At 61.3% G+C, this 21,937-nt stretch carries 20 protein-coding genes, 1 tRNA gene and 1 pseudogene; 10 read left to right on the forward strand and 12 right to left on the reverse strand.

Annotated features, from left to right (window positions below):
• Positions 1–62 precede the first annotated feature (62 nt).
• Positions 63–947 (forward strand): methyltransferase domain-containing protein, encoded by an 885-nt coding sequence (locus C3Y91_RS28880; protein ID WP_018069210.1) that lies wholly within the window; start codon positions 63–65, stop codon positions 945–947.
• A gap of 15 nt (positions 948–962) precedes the next feature.
• On the opposite strand, the gene C3Y91_RS28885 is transcribed toward C3Y91_RS28880, so the two are convergent.
• The 6 genes from C3Y91_RS28885 to C3Y91_RS28915 form a co-directional block, all read right to left on the reverse strand.
• Positions 963–1,130, reverse strand: a complete 168-nt coding sequence (locus tag C3Y91_RS28885; protein WP_024323594.1) for a Flp family type IVb pilin — start codon at positions 1,128–1,130, stop codon at positions 963–965.
• Positions 1,131–1,204: 74 nt separating this feature from the next.
• Complete coding sequence (locus tag C3Y91_RS28890; RefSeq protein ID WP_003543245.1) at positions 1,205–1,522, reverse strand: hypothetical protein; 318 nt, start codon at positions 1,520–1,522, stop codon at positions 1,205–1,207.
• A gap of 126 nt (positions 1,523–1,648) precedes the next feature.
• A complete protein-coding gene (gene mutT / locus C3Y91_RS28895) occupies positions 1,649–2,062 on the reverse strand; it encodes an 8-oxo-dGTP diphosphatase MutT (RefSeq protein WP_012759141.1) in 414 nt (137 codons plus the stop codon).
• On the reverse strand, positions 2,059–2,865 hold the full coding sequence (locus C3Y91_RS28900) for a GNAT family N-acetyltransferase (protein WP_018069212.1): 807 nt from the start codon (positions 2,863–2,865) through the stop codon (positions 2,059–2,061). The genes mutT and C3Y91_RS28900 overlap by 4 nt, the downstream gene beginning before the upstream one ends.
• Positions 2,846–4,087, reverse strand: coding sequence for a bifunctional glutamate N-acetyltransferase/amino-acid acetyltransferase ArgJ (gene argJ, locus C3Y91_RS28905; RefSeq protein WP_024323595.1), 1,242 nt, complete (start codon positions 4,085–4,087; stop codon positions 2,846–2,848). The genes C3Y91_RS28900 and argJ overlap by 20 nt, the downstream gene beginning before the upstream one ends.
• A gap of 227 nt (positions 4,088–4,314) precedes the next feature.
• Positions 4,315–5,196 (reverse strand): peptidylprolyl isomerase, encoded by an 882-nt coding sequence (locus C3Y91_RS28915; RefSeq protein ID WP_024323596.1) that lies wholly within the window; start codon positions 5,194–5,196, stop codon positions 4,315–4,317.
• Positions 5,197–5,442: 246 nt separating this feature from the next.
• On the opposite strand from C3Y91_RS28915, the gene secA reads away from it, so the two are divergent.
• The 3 genes from secA (at position 5,443) to C3Y91_RS28930 (ending at position 11,034) form a co-directional block, all read left to right on the forward strand.
• A complete protein-coding gene (gene secA / locus C3Y91_RS28920) occupies positions 5,443–8,160 on the forward strand; it encodes a preprotein translocase subunit SecA (RefSeq protein WP_018069215.1) in 2,718 nt (905 codons plus the stop codon).
• Between the two features lie 180 nt (positions 8,161–8,340).
• Positions 8,341–9,756 (forward strand): lipopolysaccharide biosynthesis protein, encoded by a 1,416-nt coding sequence (locus C3Y91_RS28925; protein WP_032995491.1) that lies wholly within the window; start codon positions 8,341–8,343, stop codon positions 9,754–9,756.
• Positions 9,757–11,034, forward strand: a complete 1,278-nt coding sequence (locus C3Y91_RS28930) for a GNAT family N-acetyltransferase (protein ID WP_018069217.1) — start codon at positions 9,757–9,759, stop codon at positions 11,032–11,034. It abuts the gene before it with no gap.
• Positions 11,035–11,079: 45 nt separating this feature from the next.
• Here C3Y91_RS28930 and C3Y91_RS28935 read toward each other — a convergent pair whose 3' ends face one another.
• On the reverse strand, positions 11,080–12,708 hold the full coding sequence (locus C3Y91_RS28935; protein ID WP_027689392.1) for an AMP-binding protein: 1,629 nt from the start codon (positions 12,706–12,708) through the stop codon (positions 11,080–11,082).
• 218 nt (positions 12,709–12,926) lie between these two features.
• Here C3Y91_RS28935 and C3Y91_RS28940 point away from each other — a divergent pair, with 218 nt between their 5' ends.
• Positions 12,927–13,907, forward strand: a complete 981-nt coding sequence (locus C3Y91_RS28940) for an aldo/keto reductase (RefSeq protein ID WP_168576101.1) — start codon at positions 12,927–12,929, stop codon at positions 13,905–13,907.
• An 89-nt stretch (positions 13,908–13,996) separates the two neighbouring features.
• On the opposite strand, the gene C3Y91_RS28945 is transcribed toward C3Y91_RS28940, so the two are convergent.
• Positions 13,997–14,575 carry a TetR/AcrR family transcriptional regulator gene (locus C3Y91_RS28945; protein WP_130665170.1) on the reverse strand — a complete coding sequence of 193 codons (579 nt, stop codon included), beginning with the start codon at positions 14,573–14,575 and terminating at the stop codon, positions 13,997–13,999.
• Between the two features lie 129 nt (positions 14,576–14,704).
• On the opposite strand from C3Y91_RS28945, the gene C3Y91_RS28950 reads away from it, so the two are divergent.
• Both C3Y91_RS28950 and C3Y91_RS28955 read left to right on the forward strand, forming a co-directional pair.
• Positions 14,705–16,000: an MFS transporter gene (locus tag C3Y91_RS28950; RefSeq protein WP_024323599.1), complete on the forward strand. Its 1,296-nt coding sequence runs from the start codon at positions 14,705–14,707 to the stop codon at positions 15,998–16,000.
• Positions 16,001–16,125: 125 nt separating this feature from the next.
• Positions 16,126–16,210 (forward strand) — tRNA-Leu (locus C3Y91_RS28955).
• Between the two features lie 122 nt (positions 16,211–16,332).
• On the opposite strand, the gene C3Y91_RS28960 is transcribed toward C3Y91_RS28955, so the two are convergent.
• Entirely contained in the window at positions 16,333–16,791 is a 459-nt protein-coding gene (locus C3Y91_RS28960; protein ID WP_018069222.1) for a DUF3237 domain-containing protein, read from the reverse strand.
• Between the two features lie 109 nt (positions 16,792–16,900).
• Here C3Y91_RS28960 and C3Y91_RS28965 point away from each other — a divergent pair, with 109 nt between their 5' ends.
• Positions 16,901–17,758, forward strand: coding sequence for a LysR family transcriptional regulator (locus tag C3Y91_RS28965; RefSeq protein ID WP_130665171.1), 858 nt, complete (start codon positions 16,901–16,903; stop codon positions 17,756–17,758).
• 255 nt (positions 17,759–18,013) lie between these two features.
• Here C3Y91_RS28965 and C3Y91_RS28970 read toward each other — a convergent pair whose 3' ends face one another.
• On the reverse strand, positions 18,014–18,301 hold the full coding sequence (locus C3Y91_RS28970) for a hypothetical protein (RefSeq protein WP_012759154.1): 288 nt from the start codon (positions 18,299–18,301) through the stop codon (positions 18,014–18,016).
• A gap of 169 nt (positions 18,302–18,470) precedes the next feature.
• Positions 18,471–18,756: pseudogene (locus tag C3Y91_RS28975) on the reverse strand (hypothetical protein).
• Positions 18,757–19,038: 282 nt separating this feature from the next.
• Between C3Y91_RS28975 and C3Y91_RS28980 the strand changes: the two are divergent.
• Positions 19,039–20,787 carry a cation:proton antiporter domain-containing protein gene (locus C3Y91_RS28980; protein WP_024323601.1) on the forward strand — a complete coding sequence of 583 codons (1,749 nt, stop codon included), beginning with the start codon at positions 19,039–19,041 and terminating at the stop codon, positions 20,785–20,787.
• 47 nt (positions 20,788–20,834) lie between these two features.
• Here the strand turns inward: C3Y91_RS28980 and C3Y91_RS28985 are convergent, their stop codons facing one another.
• Complete coding sequence (locus tag C3Y91_RS28985; RefSeq protein ID WP_024323602.1) at positions 20,835–21,119, reverse strand: hypothetical protein; 285 nt, start codon at positions 21,117–21,119, stop codon at positions 20,835–20,837.
• Positions 21,120–21,321: 202 nt separating this feature from the next.
• Here C3Y91_RS28985 and C3Y91_RS28990 point away from each other — a divergent pair, with 202 nt between their 5' ends.
• Entirely contained in the window at positions 21,322–21,918 is a 597-nt protein-coding gene (locus tag C3Y91_RS28990) for a YqaA family protein (RefSeq protein WP_024323603.1), read from the forward strand.
• Positions 21,919–21,937: the final 19 nt, after the last annotated feature.

A 21,937-nucleotide genomic window follows, 5' to 3' on the forward strand; every position in this document is an offset into this window, starting at 1 on the left:
GCGTTCTCCACGAAAGGAAAATCGTCTTGCCGCACAGACGGCGCGGGACTAAGGACATCGCCATGGAAACGATCTTCGACAGCGCCCTGATCGCCGCACATCGCCATCGTGCGCTTGTAAACAACGACCCGAAAGCCGCCTTCCTGCTCGACATTGCCGCTGAGGAAATGGCAGAGAGGCTTACTGTGGTCGAGCGGACCTTCGAGACCGCCGTCGAACTGCATGGCGCAACCGGTGCTGCCGCCCGTGCCGCGCTAGCGACGGGCAAAATCGGCACGATGATCCGCATCGAAAGCGAGAAGGCCTATGCCGGACCGGGCGAAACCTTGATCGAGGCGCCGCTGGAGGATGTGCCGCTCGAACCGCAATCGGCCAATCTTATCCTTGCGCCGCTCAGCCTGCATCTGACCAACGATACGCCGGGTGTCTTCATCCAGATCCGCCGCGCCCTGAAGCCGGACGGCCTGTTCATGGCCGCGATCTCCGGCGCCGGCACATTGCAGGAACTGCGCGATGTGCTGCTGGCCACCGAGGTCGAGATGACGGGTGGCGCAAGCCCGCGTGTCATCCCCTTCGCTGATGTGCGCGATGTCGGCAGCCTCATGCAGCGCGCCGGCTTCACGTTGCCGGTGATCGATGCGGAGAACTATACGGTGCGATATGATTCGCTCTTTCCGCTGATGCGGGATCTGAGAGCGATGGGCATGAGCAATCCGCTTGCAGCCCGCGCCCGGATGCCGCTGACGCGCGCCTTCTTCCTGCGCGCAGCGGAGATCTACGCCGAACGTTATTCCGATCCCGACGGACGTATCCGCGCCACCTTCTCGATCATCTATGTCTCGGGATGGTCTGCCCATGAGAGCCAGCAAAAGCCGCTCAGGCCAGGTTCGGCCAAGGCGCGCCTTGCCGATGCACTGAAGGTGGACGAACACAAGCTCAAGCAGTAAGGGCCGGCTGCTTCTTCAATTCACCGTCATATTGTTGTTGATCACGTTGAAGACGTCTTGCAAGGCGCCGGTGAAGACCCCGAGACCAGAGACGAGCGCGCCACAAATGAGGGCGGCGATCAAGCCATACTCAATTGCCGTCGCACCTCTGTTATCGGCAAGAAATGCTTTCAAAATACGCATTATTACGCGACCCTCTGAGCGAAACCGACAGCAAACGACCAATTCCACGACCATCGGGCGACGGCCGGCATTCTTCAGCAACCGGCGCCGACGCCGTAGCCCTGGACGACGCAGACCGAGCCTGGCGTATCCTGGAGGACGCTGCGGCGGATCGTATAACGCTTGCCGCTTTCGCTCTTCGGGATTGATCCTGTCGTGATCGTATCGAAATCCGCCGGAGCACTGGCAAAGACGCTTTTCTTCGAGGAATCCGCAAGCATTGGCGTCAGGATGAGCGTCAGCGCGACCACCGCCGTGCCGAACAGAAGGGCGATATTCAGCGCACCCGTCCTGCGCGAGGCAGACGAGGCCCGTTCCTTTTCCCGGACAGCTTTCCAGAAATCATCGTCCATGACGTCAAGCCTTTTAATACACGCACGCCAGATGCTTGATTGAGGCCGATCTTTGGCAGAAGGTGTTAAACGATCCATTAATATCCACAGCCGAAAACGGTGTGGCACAATAATAATCAGACAATGCTAAAGTAAATCCTGCAACATCGGGATGAGCGGCTCGTCAGCCGGCGGCATCGGATAATCGCGCAGCGCCTGCGGGCGCACCCATTTCAGCGCCTGACCCTCGCGGCCCTGGGGAATGCCCTCATAGCGCCGGCAGATATAAAGCGGCATCAAAAGGTGGAAGGTCTCGTAGGAGTGGCTGGCGAAGGTCAGCGGCGCCAGGCAGGCGATCTTGGTGTTGATGCCGAGTTCTTCCTCGAGCTCGCGCACCAGTGTTTCCTCCGGCGTCTCACCCGGCTCGACCTTGCCGCCGGGAAACTCCCAGAGCCCGGCGAGCGACTTTCCCTCGGGGCGCTGTGCCAACAGGATACGCCCGTCGGCATCGATCAGCGCACAGGCGGCGACCAGCAATATCTTCCGGCCCGCCTCGCTCATCGCGGCTCCTTTTGCCAATAGCAATAATGATAGGCGTCGCGAAAACCGAGGCGCTCATAAAGTGCGATGGCCGGGCGGTTGGACAGCTTCACCTGCAGCCAGGCCGAACGGGCGCTACGCATGCGCGCCCAGCGTAGCGCCGAGGTCAGGATTTCGGTGCCGAGCCCCTCGCGCCGCCGCGCCTCGGAGACCGAAAGCGACATGATGCCGGCGAGGTCGTTGTCCTGGACGCAGAGCACGGTCGCAAGCGGGCCGTCCGCCGCGTTCTCGATCATGAACAGGCCGGATGGCGGCTTGATCGCCGAAATGATCTCGGCAAGCGCCGGCTTCAGCCTCAGTGGCGCCTGCTCGACGGCGAGGTTGGCGTCGACGAAACGGCCGACATCATGGGTCGGCAGGTGATCGAGCGTATCCGGCAGCTCTGCCTCGGCAAGGTCGCAGGTCATCACCACCGTATCGTCGAAGCGCGTCCAGTTCTGCGCGCGCAGAAGTTCGATCAGCACCGGCGAGGCAAGCGGCGTCTGGCGGACCACGGCAGCGCGGCCATAGGCCTCGAACTTCCGGCGCGCTTTTTCCAGGCGGATTTCGACGTCGCGATGATCCGAAGGATCAAGCGGCACGATCGAATTCAGTCGGTTGGACGGGTGACCGGCCGTCAGCCGCACCTGCCAGCTGCCGTCATATTGCACGGATGCCGCTGGCCAGGCGCGAAAGCCGACGGCCTCCAGCCTGCGGACCAGCGGCAGATTGTGTGAGGAAATGGATGCCTGCGCCAATGAACGATCAGCTCCGATAGTCGCCATTGATCGCAACATATTCCTTGGTGAGGTCGCAGGTCCAGACGGTTGCCGTGCCGGTGCCGAGCCCGATATCGACTTTGACGGGGATATCCTGCGCCTTCATGACGTTCGAGGCCGCCTCCTCGGAATAATCGGGATCACGCTCGCCATTGACGGCGACCCTGATGTCGCCGAACCAGATGGCGAGCCGGTCGCGGTCGGCCATCTCGCCGGACTTGCCGACGGCCATGACGACACGGCCCCAATTGGCGTCCTCGCCGGCGGCCGCCGTCTTGACCAGCGGCGAATTGGCGATCGACAGCCCGATGCGCTTGGCGGCGGCATCGCTCTCTGCGCCCGTCACGGTGATTTCGAGCATCTTGGTGGCGCCCTCGCCGTCCCGCACCACCTGCAGCGACAGATCCTTCAGCACTTCGTTGAGTGCGGCTCGGAAGGCGGCAAGGCGCGGATCATCGGCGCGTTCGATGCGGACCTGGCCGTCCTCGGCTGCGGCACCTGTCGCAAACAGCATCAGCGTATCGGAGGTGGAGGTATCGCTGTCGACGGTCATGGAATTGAAGGTCGGGCCGACGCCGTCAGACAGAAGCGCCTGCAGCGCGGCAGGCGCGATGTCGGCATCGGTGACGACGAAGGAGAGCATCGTCGCCATATCAGGCGCGATCATGCCCGCGCCCTTGGCGATGCCGTTGATCGTCACGGCCACGCCGCCGATCTCGGCGCTGCGGGTGGAAACCTTCGGATAGGTGTCGGTCGTCATGATCGCCTTGGCAGCCTCGAACCAGAAATCGCCGGTCGCTTCGACCTGCATCCGTTCCAGAACGCCTGAAAATTTGGTGGCATCGAGCGGTTCGCCGATGACGCCGGTCGAGGCCAGATAGACCTCATTCTCGGCGCAGCCGACAGCAGCGGCAGCCGATTTCGCCGTCAGCGCAGTCGCCTGGCGGCCCTTCAGGCCGGTGAAAGCATTGGCATTGCCTGAGTTGACGACGACGGCGCGGGCGCTGCCATGGGGGAGGTTGGCGCGGCAGAAATCGACCGGCGCCGACGGGCACTTCGAGCGGGTAAAAACGCCCGCGACGGTCGCCGGCCTGTCGAAGACCATCATCAGCACGTCGGTACGGTTCTTGTACTTGATGCCGGCGGAAGCCGTCGCCATGCGCACGCCGCGCAGCGGTGGCATCGAGACGAAGGATTTCGGAGCAAGCGGAGAGACGGAACCGGACATGATGAGACCTGCCAATGAGCATTTCCAGGCGAATTGGAAACCGGTTCGCCGTCCGGAAATGCGACAACAAACGATGCCAGCGCATGATGCCGAAAAGTGCCAGCGGTTTTCGGACGACATCATGCTCTGCTTTTTGATTTAGATCCGGATTCAGATTTCAGGTCGATCAGGCCAAAAACATCCGGATCTAATGAAGGGCCCGGAAGAACCGGGCCCTGATGCGAATATTACTGCTGCGGCGCCGGCGCGACGGGCTCGCTGCCCGGCTCCGGCTGCTTGTTGGCCTGGTCGTAACCCTTGCGCAGCGTCTCGTCCGTGATCTCGATCTTGGCCGAAGCCTTCGCCTTGTTCAGAAGCTCAAGATACTTGTCGCGCATGACGAGCTGACGAACCTGATCCTGCACCTGATCGAAGGGCGGCGGCGGAGCGTCGCGCTTATCTTCGACCTTGATGACGTGGAAGCCGAAATCGGTCTTGACGGGCGTCTTGGAATAGGTGCCCTTCTCAAGCGCGAAGGCTGCGTCTTCGAATTCCTTGACCATGCGGCCGCGCGAGAAATAACCGAGATCGCCGCCTTCCGACTTGTTCGGATCGGTGGACTTTTCCTTGGCGAGTTCGGCGAAATCCTTGCCGGCGTCGAGCTGCTTGATGATGTCCTTGGCTTCGTCCTCGGTCTTGACGAGGATGTGACGGGCGTGGACTTCCTCCTGCTTCGGCAGGGCAGCGACTTCCTTGTCGTAGCGGGCCTTGACTTCGTCAGGCGTCACGATGTCGACGACATGCTTCTTGAAATAGGCATTGTGCAGCTCGCGGTCGGTGAGATACTGCATGCGCTTCTTGAATTCGTCGGTCTGATCGAGCTTCTCGGCCGCAGCATCGGCGGCGAGCAGCTTGACGTCGATGGCGGCGGAAAGGGCTGCGACCTTCTTCTGGTCATCGGGAAGCTGTGCCAGCTGCGGGTCGAGATTGGCGACGGCGAGGTCGAGTTCCGACTGGTGGATCTCCAGAGTGCCGACCTTGGCGATGACGGCGTCATCGGCATAGGCCGGAGCCTGGAGCGCAACAAAAGTTGCGAACGCCAGAACGGCAAGTTTGTTGGTGCTCAACATGAAATACCCTTCACAGTTACATTGCCGGTTTCAGCATCCCCTGAATCCAGCCCAAAATAGCCATCAACATCGGATTGTGGCCTTTCTGTATCCGCCAAATCCGTTGACATCATTCGACCCCCCTCTTATCTGTCACGCAACCTCGCGTCCAGAACAGTTTCCGGGCGTTTTAAGGCGCGCGCCTGATTTTCGGCTGGGCCGCGAACAAGAAACGCCGGGGATGAATATTGAGAAAGGGCCAGTCATATGGTCAGCTTTGGCGGTATAGCCCGCAAGTTATTTGGGTCTTCCAACGACCGCCGCGTGCGGTCCTTCCAGCCGAACGTCACTGCCATCAACTCTATCGAAGAGAAGACGAAGGCCCTGACGGACGAGCAGCTCGCGGCAAAGACCGTGGAGTTTCGCGCCCTGCTCGCCGAGGGCAAGACGCTGGACGACATTCTGATCCCGGCCTTTGCCGTCGTGCGCGAAGCCTCGCGCCGCGTTCTCGGCCTGCGACCTTTTGACGTACAGCTGGTCGGCGGCATGATCCTGCATTCGAATGCGATCGCCGAGATGAAGACCGGCGAAGGCAAGACCCTCGTCGCCACCCTGCCGGTCTATCTGAACGCGCTTTCCGGCAAGGGCGTGCACGTCGTCACCGTCAACGACTACCTCGCCCAGCGCGATGCCGCGACCATGGGCCGCGTTTACGGCTTCCTCGGCATGACCACCGGCGTCATCGTCCACGGCCTCTCCGACGAGGAACGCCACGCGGCCTATGCCTGCGACATTACTTACGCCACCAACAACGAACTCGGCTTCGATTATCTGCGCGATAACATGAAGTACGAGAAGAACCAGATGGTCCAGCGCGGCCACAACTTCGCAATCGTCGACGAAGTGGACTCGATCCTCGTCGACGAGGCGCGCACGCCGCTGATCATCTCCGGTCCGCTCGACGACCGCTCCGAACTCTATAATACGATCGACGCCTACATTCCGCTGCTGGTGCCCAGCGATTACGAGATCGACGAGAAGCAGCGTTCCGCCAACTTCTCCGAAGAGGGCACCGAGAAGCTGGAAAACCTGCTCCGCCAGGCCGGCCTTTTGAAAGGCAACGCGCTCTACGACATCGAGAACGTTGCGATCGTCCACCACGTCAACAACGCGCTGAAGGCCCACAAGCTCTTCCAGCGCGACAAGGACTATATCGTCCGCAACGACGAAGTCGTCATCATCGACGAGTTCACCGGCCGCATGATGCCGGGCCGCCGCTATTCGGAAGGCCAGCACCAGGCGCTCGAAGCCAAGGAAAAGGTGCAGATCCAGCCGGAAAACCAGACGCTGGCCTCGATCACCTTCCAGAACTACTTCCGCATGTACGACAAGCTCGCCGGCATGACGGGTACGGCACAGACGGAAGCGGAAGAATTCGCCAACATCTACAATCTCGATGTCATCGAGGTCCCGACCAACCTGCCGATCAAGCGCCTCGACGAGGACGACGAGGTCTACCGGACCTTCGACGAGAAGTTCAAGGCGATCATCGAGGAGATCCTCGACGCCCACAAACGCGGCCAGCCGGTGCTGGTCGGCACCACCTCGATCGAGAAATCGGAACTGCTCGCCGAGCGCCTGCGCAAGCAAGGCTTCGACGATTTCAAGGTGCTGAACGCCCGCTACCACGAGCAGGAAGCCTATATCGTCGCCCAGGCGGGTGTACCGGGTGCCATCACCATCGCCACCAATATGGCCGGCCGCGGCACCGACATCCAGCTCGGCGGCAACCTCGACATGCGCATTGAGCGCGAGCTCGGCGAAGTCGAAGCCGGTCCGGAGCGTGACGCCCGGATCCAGGCGATCATCGAGGAGATCAAGGAACTCAAGCAGAAGGCGCTCGAAGCCGGCGGTCTCTACGTCATTGCTACCGAACGCCATGAAAGCCGCCGCATCGACAATCAGCTGCGCGGCCGCTCCGGCCGTCAGGGTGACCCCGGCCGCTCGAAGTTCTACCTCTCGCTTCAGGACGACCTGATGCGCATCTTCGGCTCCGACCGCATGGACAGCATGCTGACCAAGCTCGGCCTCAAGGAGGGCGAGGCGATCGTCCATCCCTGGATCAACAAGGCCCTGGAGCGCGCCCAGAAGAAGGTCGAAGCCCGCAACTTCGACATCCGCAAGAACCTCTTGAAGTATGACGACGTTCTCAACGATCAGCGCAAGGTGGTCTTCGAGCAGCGCCTCGAACTGATGGAATCGACCAATATTTCCGAGACCGTTTCCGACATGCGCCGTGAGGTGATCGAGGACATGGTCGACAAGCATATCCCAGAGCGCGCCTATGCCGAACAATGGGATGCCGTCGGCCTGAAAACCGGCGCTTTGAACATCCTCAATCTCGACCTGCCGGTCGAGGACTGGGTGAAGGAAGAAGGCATCGGCGAGGACGATATCCGCGAGCGCCTGACGGAAGCCGCCAATGCGGCCTTCACGGAAAAGGCCGAGCGTTTCGGCGACGACATCATGCATTATGTCGAACGCTCGATCGTCATGCAGACGCTTGATCATCTCTGGCGCGAGCACATCGTCAACCTCGACCATCTGCGCTCCGTCATCGGCTTCCGCGGCTACGCCCAGCGCGATCCGCTGCAGGAATACAAGTCGGAGGCCTTCGAGCTCTTCACGGCGCTGCTCAACAATCTGCGCGAGGCCGTCACCGCCCAGCTGATGCGCGTCGAACTGGTGCAGCAGGCGCCTGCCGAACCAGAACCGCCGCTGATGCAGGCCCATCATCTGGATCCGACGACCGGCGAGGACGATTTCGCCCCGGCGATCTACCAGGCATCGGAAGTCATCGTTTCTCCTGAAAACCGCAACCCGGATGATCCCGCCACCTGGGGCAAGGTCGGCCGCAACGAGACCTGCCCCTGCGGCTCCGGCAAGAAATACAAGCATTGCCACGGCGCCTTCGAGCAGGTCTGAGGCAAGCCCGCAAGATCCGCGAAAATGCCGCCTTCGGGCGGCATTTTCTTTTCTGCGGCTACGCCGGAAAACCGGAATTTCAACGTCGGACGGCAAGCCCGATCCGGAACCGTTTCTTAACCCTGTTCTGTCAAGACTTCAGGGGCGATTTGCCTGACCTCAGAGTTTTGCGTGTTCATCATGGCGGTCATAGAAACAGCGGAGAAGATGCTGCCAGCGGGCCTGCGCCCAATCGGCGGCCGTACGCTGCGCATGCTTGCGGCCGTGCTCACCGAACGCGGGGAGAAGGCGGCCGCCCAGCGCATGGCGCTGACAGCGTTTTCGATCCGCATCCTCAGCGCAGCACTCGCCTTCGTCTCCCAGATCGTGCTTGCCCGGCTGATGGGCGAATATGAATATGGCATCTTCGTTTTCGTCTGGGTGCTGGTCGTCGTCTTCGGCGATCTCTCATGCCTCGGTTTCCACACCGCGATCATCCGCTTCCTGCCGCAATACAGGGCAGCGGGCGCTTTCGAGGAAATCCGCGGCCTGACAGGCACGGCTCGGATTTTTGCGCTGCTGTCCGGCACGACGGTGCTCGCCGCTGGCATGCTCGGGCTGCATTTCTTCGGCGATATGATCCAGGTCTATTATCTCGTCCCGATCTTCATCGGCCTGCTCGCCATGCCGATGATCGCGCTCGGCGATATTCTGGAAGGCACGTCACGGGCGAACCATTGGCCAGTGATGGCGTTGAGCCCGGTTTACATCGTCCGCCCGATCCTCATCATCCTCTTCATGCTGATCGCGATTGCCATCGGCGCCGAGCACACGGCCGTCACCGCGATGCAGGCAGCACTCGTCGCCACCTTCGTCACCGCCCTTGGTCAGTATGCCGCAACGCTCTACCGCCTTCGCCGGCATTATGACGAAGGCCCGCGCAAGGTCGATTTCCTCGCCTGGTTCAGCGTCGCCTTCCCGATTTTCCTGATCGAGGGCGTGAGCTTCCTGCTCACCAATTCCGATGTCGTCGTCGTCGGCATCTTCCTCGAGCCGCACGACGTCGCCATCTATTTCGCCGCCGCCAAGACGATGGCGCTGGTGCATTTCATCAATTTCTCGGTCAAGGCCGCCTCCGGCCCGCGCTTTTCCTCGATCATCGCCGAAGGCGACCACGCCCAGCTGGCAACCGCTGCCATCGACGCCGCCCGCTGGACCTTCTGGCCGGCGCTCGGGGTCGGCCTTGTCGTGCTTGCGGCAGGCCATCTGCTGCTGTCGCTCTTCGGCGGCGCCTTTACATCAGGCTATCTGGTGATGGCGATCCTGCTCGCCGGCATCCTCGCCAAATCGCTGGTCGGCCCGGCCGAAACGCTGCTGATGATGGCAGGCAAGCAGAACCTCTGCGTCACACTCTATGCCGGCGCATTGACGGCCAATGTCAGCCTCAACCTCGCTTTGATCCCGCATTACGGCATCGAGGGCACGGCGATCGCCACGGCCTCGGCCATGGCGGTCGAGGCGATCCTGCTGCATGTCGCCGTGCGCCATACGCTCGGCATCGTCCTTTTCGCCTTCGCCAGCCCCTCCGCCGCAACGCCAGAAATGAGAGTTCGATAGATGGTGCGTGTTCCCCCCGTTACCGAAAGCACCGACAGCGCCGCAAACCGCATGGTGCATGATCTCGCCGCGTTGAATTTCGAAGCACCGCGGGCCGAGGCTCGCGCCGAGATCGGCCGGCCGGGGCGCGAGCTCTGCCTCTATCCCGGCAAGCTGGGCTATGAGCTTCAGGATGAGCTCGATTTCCTCTCCAACCGGGCGATGGAGCCGAACGTCTTTTTCTCCGGCCGTTTCCTAGCCCCCGCCATGCCGCGGCTCGAAGATCGGCAGGTGAACTTCGCCCTGATCCGCGATCACAATGCCGGCCGCAGCCGCATGCGGTTCCTCTTGCCGTTTTCGGTCGACAAGCCGGGCTTCGCCGTCGGCCCATCGATCATCCGCGGCTGGTCGAACAGCTTCGGTCCGCTCGGCACGCCGCTCGTCGATGGCGAGGATGCCGCCGAGACGCTCGACAATCTCTTCGAGGGACTGACCGCCGGCGATCTCAATCTGCCCGGCATATTGGTTCTGCCGGATCTCAGGCTGAACGGTATCTTCGTGCGCATGCTCAAGGCCGTGGCGCTCAGCCGCAATCTTCCCGTTACTGTCACCAATCCCTACCTGCGCCCGATGCTGCAGAGCGACGAAGAGGCGCCGGCCTATCTCGGCAAAACCATCTCCTCCTCGCACATGCGCGAGATGCGCCGCCAGTGGCGCCTGCTGGAGGAGGTGGGAACAGCGGTCTATACCGTCGCCCGCCAGCCGCGCGAAATCCATGTCCGCTTCGAGGAATTCCTGGCGATGGAAGCCGGCGGCTGGAAGGGCAAGCGGCGAAGCGCTCTCGTCACCGATCGTTATCATACGGCCTTCGCCCGCGAGGCGGTGTCGAACCTTGCCGCCGTCGATGCCGTGCGTATTCACACGATCGATCTCAACGGCAAGGCGATAGCCGCCATCGTCGTGCTGATGATGGGCGGCGAGGCCTATACGTGGAAGACCGCTTATGACGAGAACTACGCCCGCTATTCGCCGGGCAAGCTTTTGATGAGCGAACTCACCGAATGGCATCTCGACGATGCCAATATCGTGCGCTCCGATTCCTGCGCTGTCTCGGATCATCCGATCATGAGCCGTTTCTGGCAGGAGCGCGAGGAGATGGGAACGCTGGTGATCGGCCTGACGCAGAACGGCGACCGCGACATGCGCCAGGTCTCAGCCCAGCTCCACATGTACCGCAGCACCCGCAACATGGCGAAGATGCTGCGCGAAAAGATCATGTCGCTTGCCGGCCGAGGCTAAGCAATTCCAGCAAAAGTGCGTAGCGGTTTTTCGTCCGGGAATGCTCTATCGCTCGCTGGCCGCCCTTTCGCGCAGCAGTCGGCGGATCACCTTGCCGGTGGTGGTCAGCGGCAATGCATCGATGAACTCCACCTCGCGGGGATATTCGTGCATCGAAAGCCGCGTCTTCACCCACTCCCTTATCTCGGCTGCCAGCGCCTCGCTTGGGTGATGGCCCGGTGAAAGCACGATATAGGCCTTGACGATCTCGGTGCGCACGGCATCGGGCTTGCCGACGGCGGCGGCGAGCTGCACGGCGGGATGGCCGATCAGGCAGTCCTCGATCTCGGCCGGGCCGATGCGATATCCCGACGAGGTGATGACGTCGTCATCGCGGCCTTCGAAGGTGACGTAGCCTTCGGCGTCCTGCCGGCCGATATCGCCGGTGAGCAGCCAGCCCTTGGCGAATTTTCGTTCGGTCGCCGCCGCATCGTCCCAATAGCCGAGGAACATCACAGGATCGGGACTGGCGATGGCGATCTGGCCCGGTTCGCCGACGGGCAACTCGTCGCCCGTCTCGCTGACGATCGCGACGCGATGCCCAGGCACTGCCCGTCCGATGGCACCGGCCTTGGTGACGCCATAGGCAGCGCTGGAAGCGAGCACGAAATTGCACTCCGTCTGGCCGTAGAATTCGTTGACGGTGATGCCGAGCGTATGCCGCGCCCATTCATAGGTCTCGCGGCCGAGCGCCTCCCCGGCCGAACCGATGGTGCGCAGCACCAGATCATATTTCGAGCGTGGATCGGGCACGGATCTCATCAGCCTCAGCGCCGTCGGCGGAATGAAGGCGTTGCGCACATCCATCTCCGCCATGATGCGATAGGCCATATGGGCATCGAATTTCTGCGCCGGCGACGAGACCACGGGAATTCCGAGCAGAAGGCTCGGCAGCAACGCATTGAGCAGACCGCCCGCCCACGCCCAGTCGGACGGCGTCCAGACCTTGTCGCCCACTTTCGGAAAGCCCTCATGGGCAAACTGCATACCGGGAATATGGCCGGGCAGAACGCGATGACCATGCAGCGCGCCCTTGGGCGGGCCTGTCGTTCCCGAGGTGAAAATCATCAGCGCCGGATCGTCGGGAGACGTCTTTTCTCCCTTGAAGAAGGGCTCGTATGACACGATCAGATCGGCAAAGGAGAGAGCATCGAGAGCATTATCGAGGCTGATCACATGCCGAAGCTCCGGCAGCCGATCGCGAATTTGCCGGATGCGATCGAGGCCGAAATCATTGGTGACGATTGCCACCGCACCTGAGGTCCTCAGCCTGTATTCGAGCGCCTCGACGCCGAAGAGCAGCGCCAGCGGCAAGGCGATTGCGCCCATCTTGTAGATCGCAACATGAACGACCACGGTCTCGAAGGACTGGGGCATCAGCAGGGCGACACGGTCGCCTCGCTTAATGCCGAGCGAAGCCAGCGCATTGGCGAACATGGAGGAGGAACCGGCAAGCTCACCGTAAGTCAGCGAAAGATGATTGCCATCGGGGCTGAAATGCTCAAGGCAGACGCGCTCCGGATCTCTTGCGGCCCAGTCGTCGCTGACGGCGCGGCCGATATTGAAATCCTCCGGAATCCGCCAGGAGAAATCGCGATAAAGATCGTCGTAGCGATCGTGGGACGGCAGTTGCATGGTCGGATTCCAGTAAAATGCTGCATCAGCTAACATCTTGCGGCGCGGATGTGCAAGCTGCAGCCGGAATCGACAGCGATGAGCTTCAGAAGTCGATCACGGATCATTGTGCGCATGCAGCATAGATTCTTCATTTGCCGCCCTGCGACTTTGGCCATCGCGCGCTAAATCATGGAAAGCCGCCTGGGGGGTCATCCAATTCATCACGGAGTCGTTTCATGGAATACGCAAAATTTGGAAAGACCGGTCTCGAAGTGTCGAAAATCTGCTTGGGCTGCATGACCTTCGGCGACCCCGGCCGCGGCAATCATGCCTGGAGCCTCAGGGAAGACGAAAGCCGGACGATGATCAAGCAGGCGATCGACCTCGGCATCAATTTCCTCGACACCGCCAACACCTATTCCAATGGTTCATCAGAGGAGATCGTCGGCCGGGCCATAAAAGACTTCGCCAAACGCGAGGACATCGTGCTGGCGACCAAGGTGTTCAACCGCATGCGGCCAGGCCCGAACGGCGCCGGCCTGTCGCGCAAGGCGATCTTCGACGAGATCGACAACAGCCTGCGTCGCCTCGGCACCGACTACGTGGATCTCTACCAGATCCACCGCTTCGACTACACGACGCCGATCGAGGAAACGCTGGAAGCGCTGCACGACGTCGTCAAATCGGGCAAGGCGCGTTATATCGGCGCCTCCTCCATGTATGCCTGGCAATTCGCCAAGGCGCTCTACGTCTCCAGGCTGAACGGCTGGACCGAATTCGTCAGCATGCAGGACCACCTGAACCTGCTCTACCGTGAGGAAGAGCGCGAAATGCTGCCACTCTGCGAGGATCAGAAGATCGCCGTCATCCCCTGGAGCCCGCTTGCCCGCGGCCGCCTGACCCGCGACTGGGACGAGACGACGGCGCGCAGCGAAACCGACGAATTCGGCAAGACGCTCTACACCCAGTCCATTGATGCCGACCGCAAGATCGTCGGGGCCGTGGCCGAAATCGCCAAGGCCCGCAACATCTCCCGCGCCCAGGTCGCAACTGCGTGGATCCTGCAGAAAAGTGCGGTGACCGCCCCGATCATCGGTGCGTCCAAACCGAACCACCTCAGAGACGCCGTTGCCTCGCTCTCGGTCAAGCTCACCGCCGAGGAAATCGCAGCACTGGAAGCACCCTATGTCCCGCACGCCATCGCCGGCTTCAAGTAGTCACTGGCTTCTCGGTCCTCAGGCATATGCAAGGGCAGATCCCTCTCCACCCGGAGAGGGAGAGCGAAACCATGGCCCCGCGACTGAGATTATGTCTGGCTGTCAGGATCGAGTTGCCGGCGCATCGTCACCAAAAACTGCTCAGCAAGCGCCCTGTCCTCGACCGCGCGGGCAAGAATGACAGCGCCCATCATCGATGAGAGTGTCGTCGTCGCATTGGCGCGGCGCTCCTCCTCCGTTTCGCCGGAAACGATATCGGCAAGCGTCTCGACCAGCACGGAAAGCCCATCGCTGAAAACCGCGCGGACGGCGCCGCGGCTGCGGCTGACTTCCTGGATCAGCGTTGCGAAGACACAGCTGCCGCCGGGATCGTCAACCGTGCGCCAGTGGATATAATGGTCTAGAAGAGCGGCCAGCGGCCGGTCGGGCGATTCGGCGATATGTTCCTTCCAGCGCTCTTCCACCCTGTCGATCAGCTTGCGGCTGACCTCCAGCGCCAGGTCGTCCTTCGAATCGAAATGACCGTAGAAGCCGCCATGCGTCAGCCCCGCCGCCTTCATGATGTCGGCAACGCCGACCCCGTCGAAACCGTTTTCGCGGAAAAGCACGCCGGCAACGCTCAGAATCTTTTCGCGGTTTTCGGCAAATTTTTCGCGGCTGACCCGCATTTGTCGTCTCCAGAAATAGTCGCTTGACAAAATATATGACGTCCATCATCAATACGCAAGAAATATGATGACCATCATGTAAATCGATCCAATATCTTCTCGAACCTGAATTCAAACGGAATCTTGCCCATGGTTTCCACAGCCCTCGCCTCCTCCCTTGCCCGGCGCAACATCCATTACGGCTGGGTCGTCGTCGCCGCGACCTTCCTCACCATGCTGGTCACCGCCGGCGCCATGGGCGCACCCGGCGTGCTCATCAAGCCGCTGCAGGACGAGTTCGGCTGGGAGACCTCGCAGATTTCCTCGGCCCTTGCGATCCGCCTGATCCTTTTCGGCTTCATGGGTCCGTTCGCCGCCGCCTTCATGAATTATTTCGGCGTGCGCAAGGTCATCGTCTTCGCCTTAGCGCTGATCGGCGCGGGCTTCGTTGGTTCGCTGTTCATGACGACGCTGTGGCAGTTGCTGCTGCTGTGGGGCATCGTCGTCGGTTTCGGCACGGGATTGACGGCCATGGTGCTCGCCGCAACGATCTCTAGCCGCTGGTTCACCAAGCATCGCGGCCTCGTCGTCGGCATGCTCTCGGCAAGCTCGGCCACCGGCCAGCTCGTCTTTCTGCCACTGATGGCGGAGCTGACGGAACGTTATGGCTGGCGCTCGACGGTGTTTTTCGTCTGCGCCATGATCATGGTCGCAGCCCTTGCCGTGCTTGCCTTCATGCGCGACCGCCCCGCCGACCTCAACCTGCCCGCCTTCGGTGAGACGCAGGTGACGCCGCCACCGGCAAGCACCTCCCTCGGCGCCGCGCTGATGACGCCGATCACCGTCCTCAAGGAAATCTCGAAGACCTCGACCTTCTGGATCCTCTTTGCCACCTTCTTCATCTGCGGTCTCAGCACCAACGGCCTGATCCAGACCCATTTCGTCACCCTGTGCGGCGACTTCGGCATCGTGCCGGTGGCCGCGGCCAGTGTGCTGGCTGTCATGGGCATCTTCGATTTCTTCGGCACCATCGGTTCCGGCTGGCTGTCCGACCGCTTCGACAATCGTTGGCTGCTCTTCTGGTATTACGGCCTGCGTGGCCTGTCGCTGCTCTACCTGCCCTTCAGCGATTTCAGCTTTTACGGCCTCTCCATCTTCGCCGTCTTTTACGGCCTCGACTGGATTGCCACCGTGCCGCCGACCGTCAAGATCGCCGCCGACCGCTTCGGCCGCGAAAAGACCGGCCTCGTCTTCGGCTGGGTCTTTGCCGGACATCAGCTGGGAGCCGCCACCGCCGCCTATGGCGCCGGCCTCTCGCGCACGGAGCTTTCGAGCTACCTGCCGGCGTTTTTCGTCGCCGGCGCCTTCTGCCTGCTGGCCTCGATCCTGGCGATCACGCTAAAGAAGTCCGGCCTGAGCAGCCCGGCACCGGCCGCCGCCCATTGATGTCAAACAGGATCCGGCCTCAAAACGGGGCCGGATCTCTCTACCGGATCAGTCCGATAACTTCGCTTGCCCGTCTTGCGCGTCCGGGCGCTCGCATGTTAGACAGCCGCCCGTTCGTATCCGTTGCCCCATTGGCGGAATTGGTAGACGCGCTCGACTCAAAATCGAGTTTCGAAAGAAGTGCTGGTTCGACTCCGGCATGGGGCACCACCAAAATCTTCAAGCTCTTTGTCCGATAGTTCAAGCAACGCAAGCGGGCTGGGTCGTCTCGCGTGGAAGATCGGGGAAAACCCCGCCCGCAATGTAAGAGAACGGCGAGGACAATATCGTGGTCACAGAACTTCAAAGACTTCGTATTCGACACCGCCCGGACACCTGCCGCCCTTTGCGACCGCGACAATGCTGTTGAGCCACGCATGCGCAGGCGCCGCGGTCTCGAAATATGGTGTCGTGCGCAGATAATATTCCGAAGCGTCGACCGTTTCGCCGCGCGCCAAACGCTCGTCGACGGCCTGTGACGCACGCCTTATGCCGCGATAGGTCATGAGGACGAGGCCCCCATCGTCGGCGACGAGGAGGAGCCTGACATCTTGCTGAAATGTGCCGTCGGTACGAGCGAGCAGGAGATCCGATCCGATCAACGGCGATACTTCGCCTTTCAGGCGCTCCCCTTGGAAATGTCCGCCCGAGACAGGAAAAATGCGCCGGCCGCCGGCTGGCGTCTGCCCAAGCTCCAGCGTCGGATGAAGCGCGATAAAGAGTGTAAACAGGTGTTGAGATTGCAGGGACACCGTAGATCTCCTATTCTTGGCCCCCAAATTGCACCAGAGCGTTCCGCCTTCAAAACGCGCTTTGCTTGTCGTCACCACAAGATAAATTGATCGTGAAGGGAAGCTGGTCATGCGACCGTCATTGGAGTCTCTGCGCGTATTGGAGGCGTGTGTCTCGGCCGGCAGCTTCGCGCGCGCAGCCGAACGCTTGTTTCTGACGCCGGCGGCGGTCAGCCTTCGTATTCGCACCCTGGAGGCTGAACTCGGTCAGCCGCTATTTATCCGTGCCGGTCGGCGAGTGGTCCCGACGGGCGCCGCCTCCGTTCTGGCAAACCGGGTCCGGGAGGCATTAACCGGGATCAGTGAGGCGCTCGCAGAATTTCAGGCGGCGACACCGCCACTCAGGCTCACGGCGCCGCCGACCTTTGCGTCACGCTGGCTTGCACCGCGTCTGGCGCGCTACCCTACGCCTGGAGCTTCCGTCATCGAGGTCGACGTCTCGGCGGAAATACGTGACACGGGCGCATTCGACGTCGCCATAAGAACGGGTCGCGGTGGATGGGCCGGGCTGGAAGAATATCGGCTCGCTCCCGTAGAAGTGACGCCGATGCTGTCGCCTTCCCTGCTTGGAACACGGACGCTTGCCGCGCCGGAGGCGCTGGCTGACTTCGAGCTTTTGCCGCACCCTGATTGGGAGCAATGGTTTAAGGAGGCTCAATGCGCGACCCCGCAGGATTTGCGCTTTCTGGCGGTCGATTACCCCACGCACGAGTTGGATGCCAATGCGGCGCTGGCAGGCGTGGGTGTGGCGCTGTTGTCGCCGTCGCTGTTTCGGCCGCTTTTGACCGAGGGCCGGTTGATCGCACCGTTCCCCTACGTGCTGAGCGGCCCAGCCTGGCATTTTGCGCTCATGCGCTCCAATGACGCGCGCCAGGCGCCACGGCAGCTCTGCGCATGGCTTTGCGAGCAGGCACGTGAAGTCGCATAGTTCCGAACGAAGACACTGTGAAGCTTGAGCGTCATAACGGGCGCCGTCGCTGGCAGCTGTGCGCCAGCGAAAGACGACGCTGCATCACCGCCTCGACCGCCTCGACCGCCTCGACCGCCGCCCGTACCCGATAGAATTCTGTTGGCCACGACGCTTTGGCGGCGATCTCAAGTCCCTCCCAAAAAGTCGGATATGAGGCCGTCATATCCCGTTAGGCTGGGAGGCTTGTGAAAATACTCGGCGCCTACGCAGAGCTTACTTGTTTTTCAGCAGCCACATCTTGCCGGCCATCGTGATGCCGTAGACGTCTTTTGTTGCGTCGTCATCCAGATGCCGCCTCTCCAGAAAACCCGGCTCTTTCAACTCGCCCAGCGTCTTGGCAGTGACCGACTTTATTTTCTGGGGCCGCTCTTTCCACCGGTCAGTTTTTGCATAAGTCACCGTCGCGTTCTCGTGCGTCCATTTATTGGCTGGCTGAGGATAAAGGTCTCCATCCCTGGCGAGTTTAAGTGCGGCGATCTGGGACGGCGTAAGCTCAATCATACTAAAAGATCCTGTGCGGGCGGTGTTTGCGCTGGGAACGCGCTGTTACCAAAGGCGTGCTCATAACACCGACAGACGACTTTCACCACTGCATTGAAATATTCGTGCCACAAAAGGCGAAAACCCGGCTCGTCGGAACCGGGCTTCGTCCTTATCGCACATTTTTTCGTTAATTGCAGCGCCGGACCGTCTTGGTGACCTCGCCTTCGTCGGTCTGTCGGGTGACGCTCCTGGTTTCGCAGCCATTATCGCGATAGCGGCGGTGCTCACGTTCGCGCACGGCACCGAAAGTGACGCCACGCTCGCTGATGGTGATGCCGGGTCGTACCCGCTCATGACGATAGCCGTCGTCATAGGAACGCTCCCTGACATAGACGCTTGTCGGCAAGAACAGGCGCTGCAAACGAGCAGACGGCAAGGGCCGCCACAGTACAGTTCAAGATCATCTTTCGCATGTCGTTTTCCTTTCGTGATGAAAGAGCAACGAGGCAAGACACAAGTGGTTCCAACATCGTGACGGTCCGACCGTGCCGCGAAAAAGGGCCGTGCCTACAACGCCGCGCGACTTTTTAGACCTGAGAAGGACGCCTTAACATTTGGAATTGCAGCATTATTCTATCCTACCCGCCAAAATGAGAGCGAAGGCCCCCGAACAGTAGCCGGTCATCCAAATCAACTGTTTAATTTTGCTTGCGCTTCGTCCAAAGTGGCCGCCGCTATCACAAGAGAGGGCGGACGTGCATCAGGAAGTAGGACTTATCGCGACGGTCGCCGTCAGTTTCGTTTTCGCAGCGATCCTGGGCTATGGAGCCGACAGGCTTCGGCTGCCGCCACTTGTCGGTTATTTGATGGCGGGCATCCTGATGGGCCCGTTCACGCCGGGCTTCGTCGCCGATACCGCCCTTGCCGGCCAGCTCGCCGAAATGGGCGTCATTCTTCTGATGTTCGGCGTCGGCCTGCATTTTTCCGCTTCCGACCTGCTCGCCGTGCGCGGCATCGCCGTGCCGGGCGCAATCGGGCGGATTATCCTCGCCACCCTGTTGGGCATCGGTCTTTGCAAACTCTGGGGCTGGAGCCTCGGCGCCGGCATCGTCCTCGGCCTCAGCCTGTCGGTCGCGAGCACCGTCGTTCTCTTGAAGGCGCTGGAGGAGCGCAATCTCGTCAACGCGGCCAGCGGACGCGTCGCCGTCGGCTGGCTGATCGTCGAGGATCTGGTGATGGTACTGGCGCTGGTGCTGCTGCCGGCGCTCGCAGAGCTTTTGGGTGGCAACGCCAGCGATACGACCAACCACGGCCTCGGCGACCTGCCGCTGGCGCTGACGATCGGCCTGACGCTGCTGAAGGTTGTGGCCTTCGCCGCCATGGCGATCTTCCTCGGTCCTCGCATCGTACCCTGGCTGCTGACGATGATCGCCCGCACCGGCTCGCGCGAACTCTTTACGCTGACGGTACTGGCGATCGCACTCGGCATCGCCTTCGGCTCGGCGGCGATCTTCGGCGTCTCCTTTGCGCTCGGTGCATTTTTCGCCGGCGTCGTCATGAGCGAATCCCAGCTCAGCCACAGGGCGGCGGCCGACTCGCTGCCGTTGCAGAACGCCTTCTCCGTGCTGTTCTTCGTCTCCGTCGGTATGCTCTTCGACCCCTCGATCCTGGTGCGCCAGCCGCTGGCCGTGATCGGCGCGCTGGCGCTCGTAATCCTCGGCAAGGGCATCATCACCTTCCTCATCGTCATCCTGCTGCGATACCCGATCAGCATGGGGTTAACGTTGGCCGGCGGCCTTGCCCAGATCGGCGAATTTTCCTTCATCCTCGCCGGCCTCGGCGTCTCACTCGGGCTCCTGCCACATGAGGGCCAGGATCTGATCCTGGCTGCCGCGATCCTGTCGATCACCCTCAACCCGATCGTGATCTTCGCGACCGACGGTCTGAAGAAATACATCCATTCGAAGTGGCCCTCCCTCTGGGAAAGCTACGGCAGGAGCAGGCAGAAGGCGCTCGGCAAAGAACTGGAAAAGATCAGGGCGCTCGGCGAAGAGCGCGAGCGCCAGCATCAACTGAAGATGCAGCAGCTGATCGAGACTTTCCCGCTGTTCTCCGAGGTCGACGAGGACGCGCAGGAGGAACTGCTGCTGCTCTTCAAGGCGAAATCCGCGCCGCCCGGCGAACGCGTCATCCGCCGCGGCGACCGGGGCGATAGCATGTATTTCATCTCCTCGGGCGCGGTGGAAGTGCGGCTCGCCAGCGGCGCGATCCGCCTGGAGCCGGGAGCCTTCTTCGGGGAAATGGCGCTCCTGACCGGCGGACGGCGGACAGCCGACGTCATCGCCGTCGACTTCTGCCAGTTCGAGGTGCTCGAACGGCGCGACTTCAACATGTTCATGTCGCACCATCCACATCTGCGCGCCGCCGTTAGCGAAATGGCCCAGCAGCGGACGGAAATGAACGTCCTGCGTCAGCAACGGGAAAAGTCGATGGACCTGTCCTGACGCAAACGCCACCGCATGTCAGCGGCAATCGCGCCACCGTGATTGCTTCAGCCCGCCGGCCAATAGCCATCGGCGTGGAAATCCTCCGGGATCGGATCAAGCCGCGACAACGTCTCGGCTGCGAAATCGATCTGCAGCGACAAATATTTAAGAGACGCCAGCATCGGTACGCCGGTCGCGAATTCCCGGATGCGGGAGAGATGATAGCCGCTCTCGTTCAGCCGCCGCGCAGCCTCCCGGCGCACGTCGTCTTTGCTCGGTCCACGACCCTCTTCGGATCGGTCATCCATTTGCACGGCCTGCCCACGGCCGCCTTCGATCACTTTGAACATTCCCCTGCCACCCTGCACGTCGACCCCAAATCAGCTTGCCGCAGAATGGCCGATTCGCAATCCCACGAAATCTTGGGAGAGGTGCCGATACCCCGCATCACGAAAATTTTTCGACGGCGGTGGCAGGAAGGACACGGCCGAGCATTTACAGCGCCGCGCACGGCCCCTAAAGCTTTTTGCACCGCAACAGGAAGGAAACGGAATGCTCCGCAGACTTTACGACTGGACCATGTCTTTGGCCTCGCGCAAATCGGCCGAAGTCTGGCTCGCCGTCATCGCCTTCGTCGAAAGCTCCGTCTTTCTCGTCCCCGCCGATGTGCTCTTCCTGCCGATGGCGCTTGCCAAGCCGGAACGCGCCTATCGCTATGCGCTGATTGCAACCGTCGCCTCCGTCCTCGGCGGCATCGCCGGCTGGGCGCTCGGCTATTACGCCTATGATGCAATCGCCAGACCAGTCCTTGAGTTCTACAGCAAATTCGATGATTTCGAGCGATTGCGACGCGAAATTCACGGCGAATGGGAAATCCTGTTACTATTGCTGGTGACTTCCGGCTTAGCACACCTTCCGCCGATTAAGGTCGTGACCATTATGGCTGGCGTCATTGGCATGAATCTAGGCTTCTTCGTTATCTCAGCCATCATAGCTCGCGGTGCTCGGTTCCTGCTTTTGGCGTGGCTGCTTCGTCGATATGGCGAGCCGATCCGCCACTTCGTCGAGAAGCGCCTTGGTCAGATCGTCGGCATCGGTGCAGGCGTCCTCATCACACTCGGAATCGCTTATAAACTGTTTGCCCACTGAGCCAATTTCGCGGAGCTCC

The sequence above is a fragment of the Rhizobium ruizarguesonis genome, from assembly GCF_012349115.1.
Classification (GTDB): Bacteria; Pseudomonadota; Alphaproteobacteria; order Rhizobiales; family Rhizobiaceae; genus Rhizobium; species Rhizobium ruizarguesonis.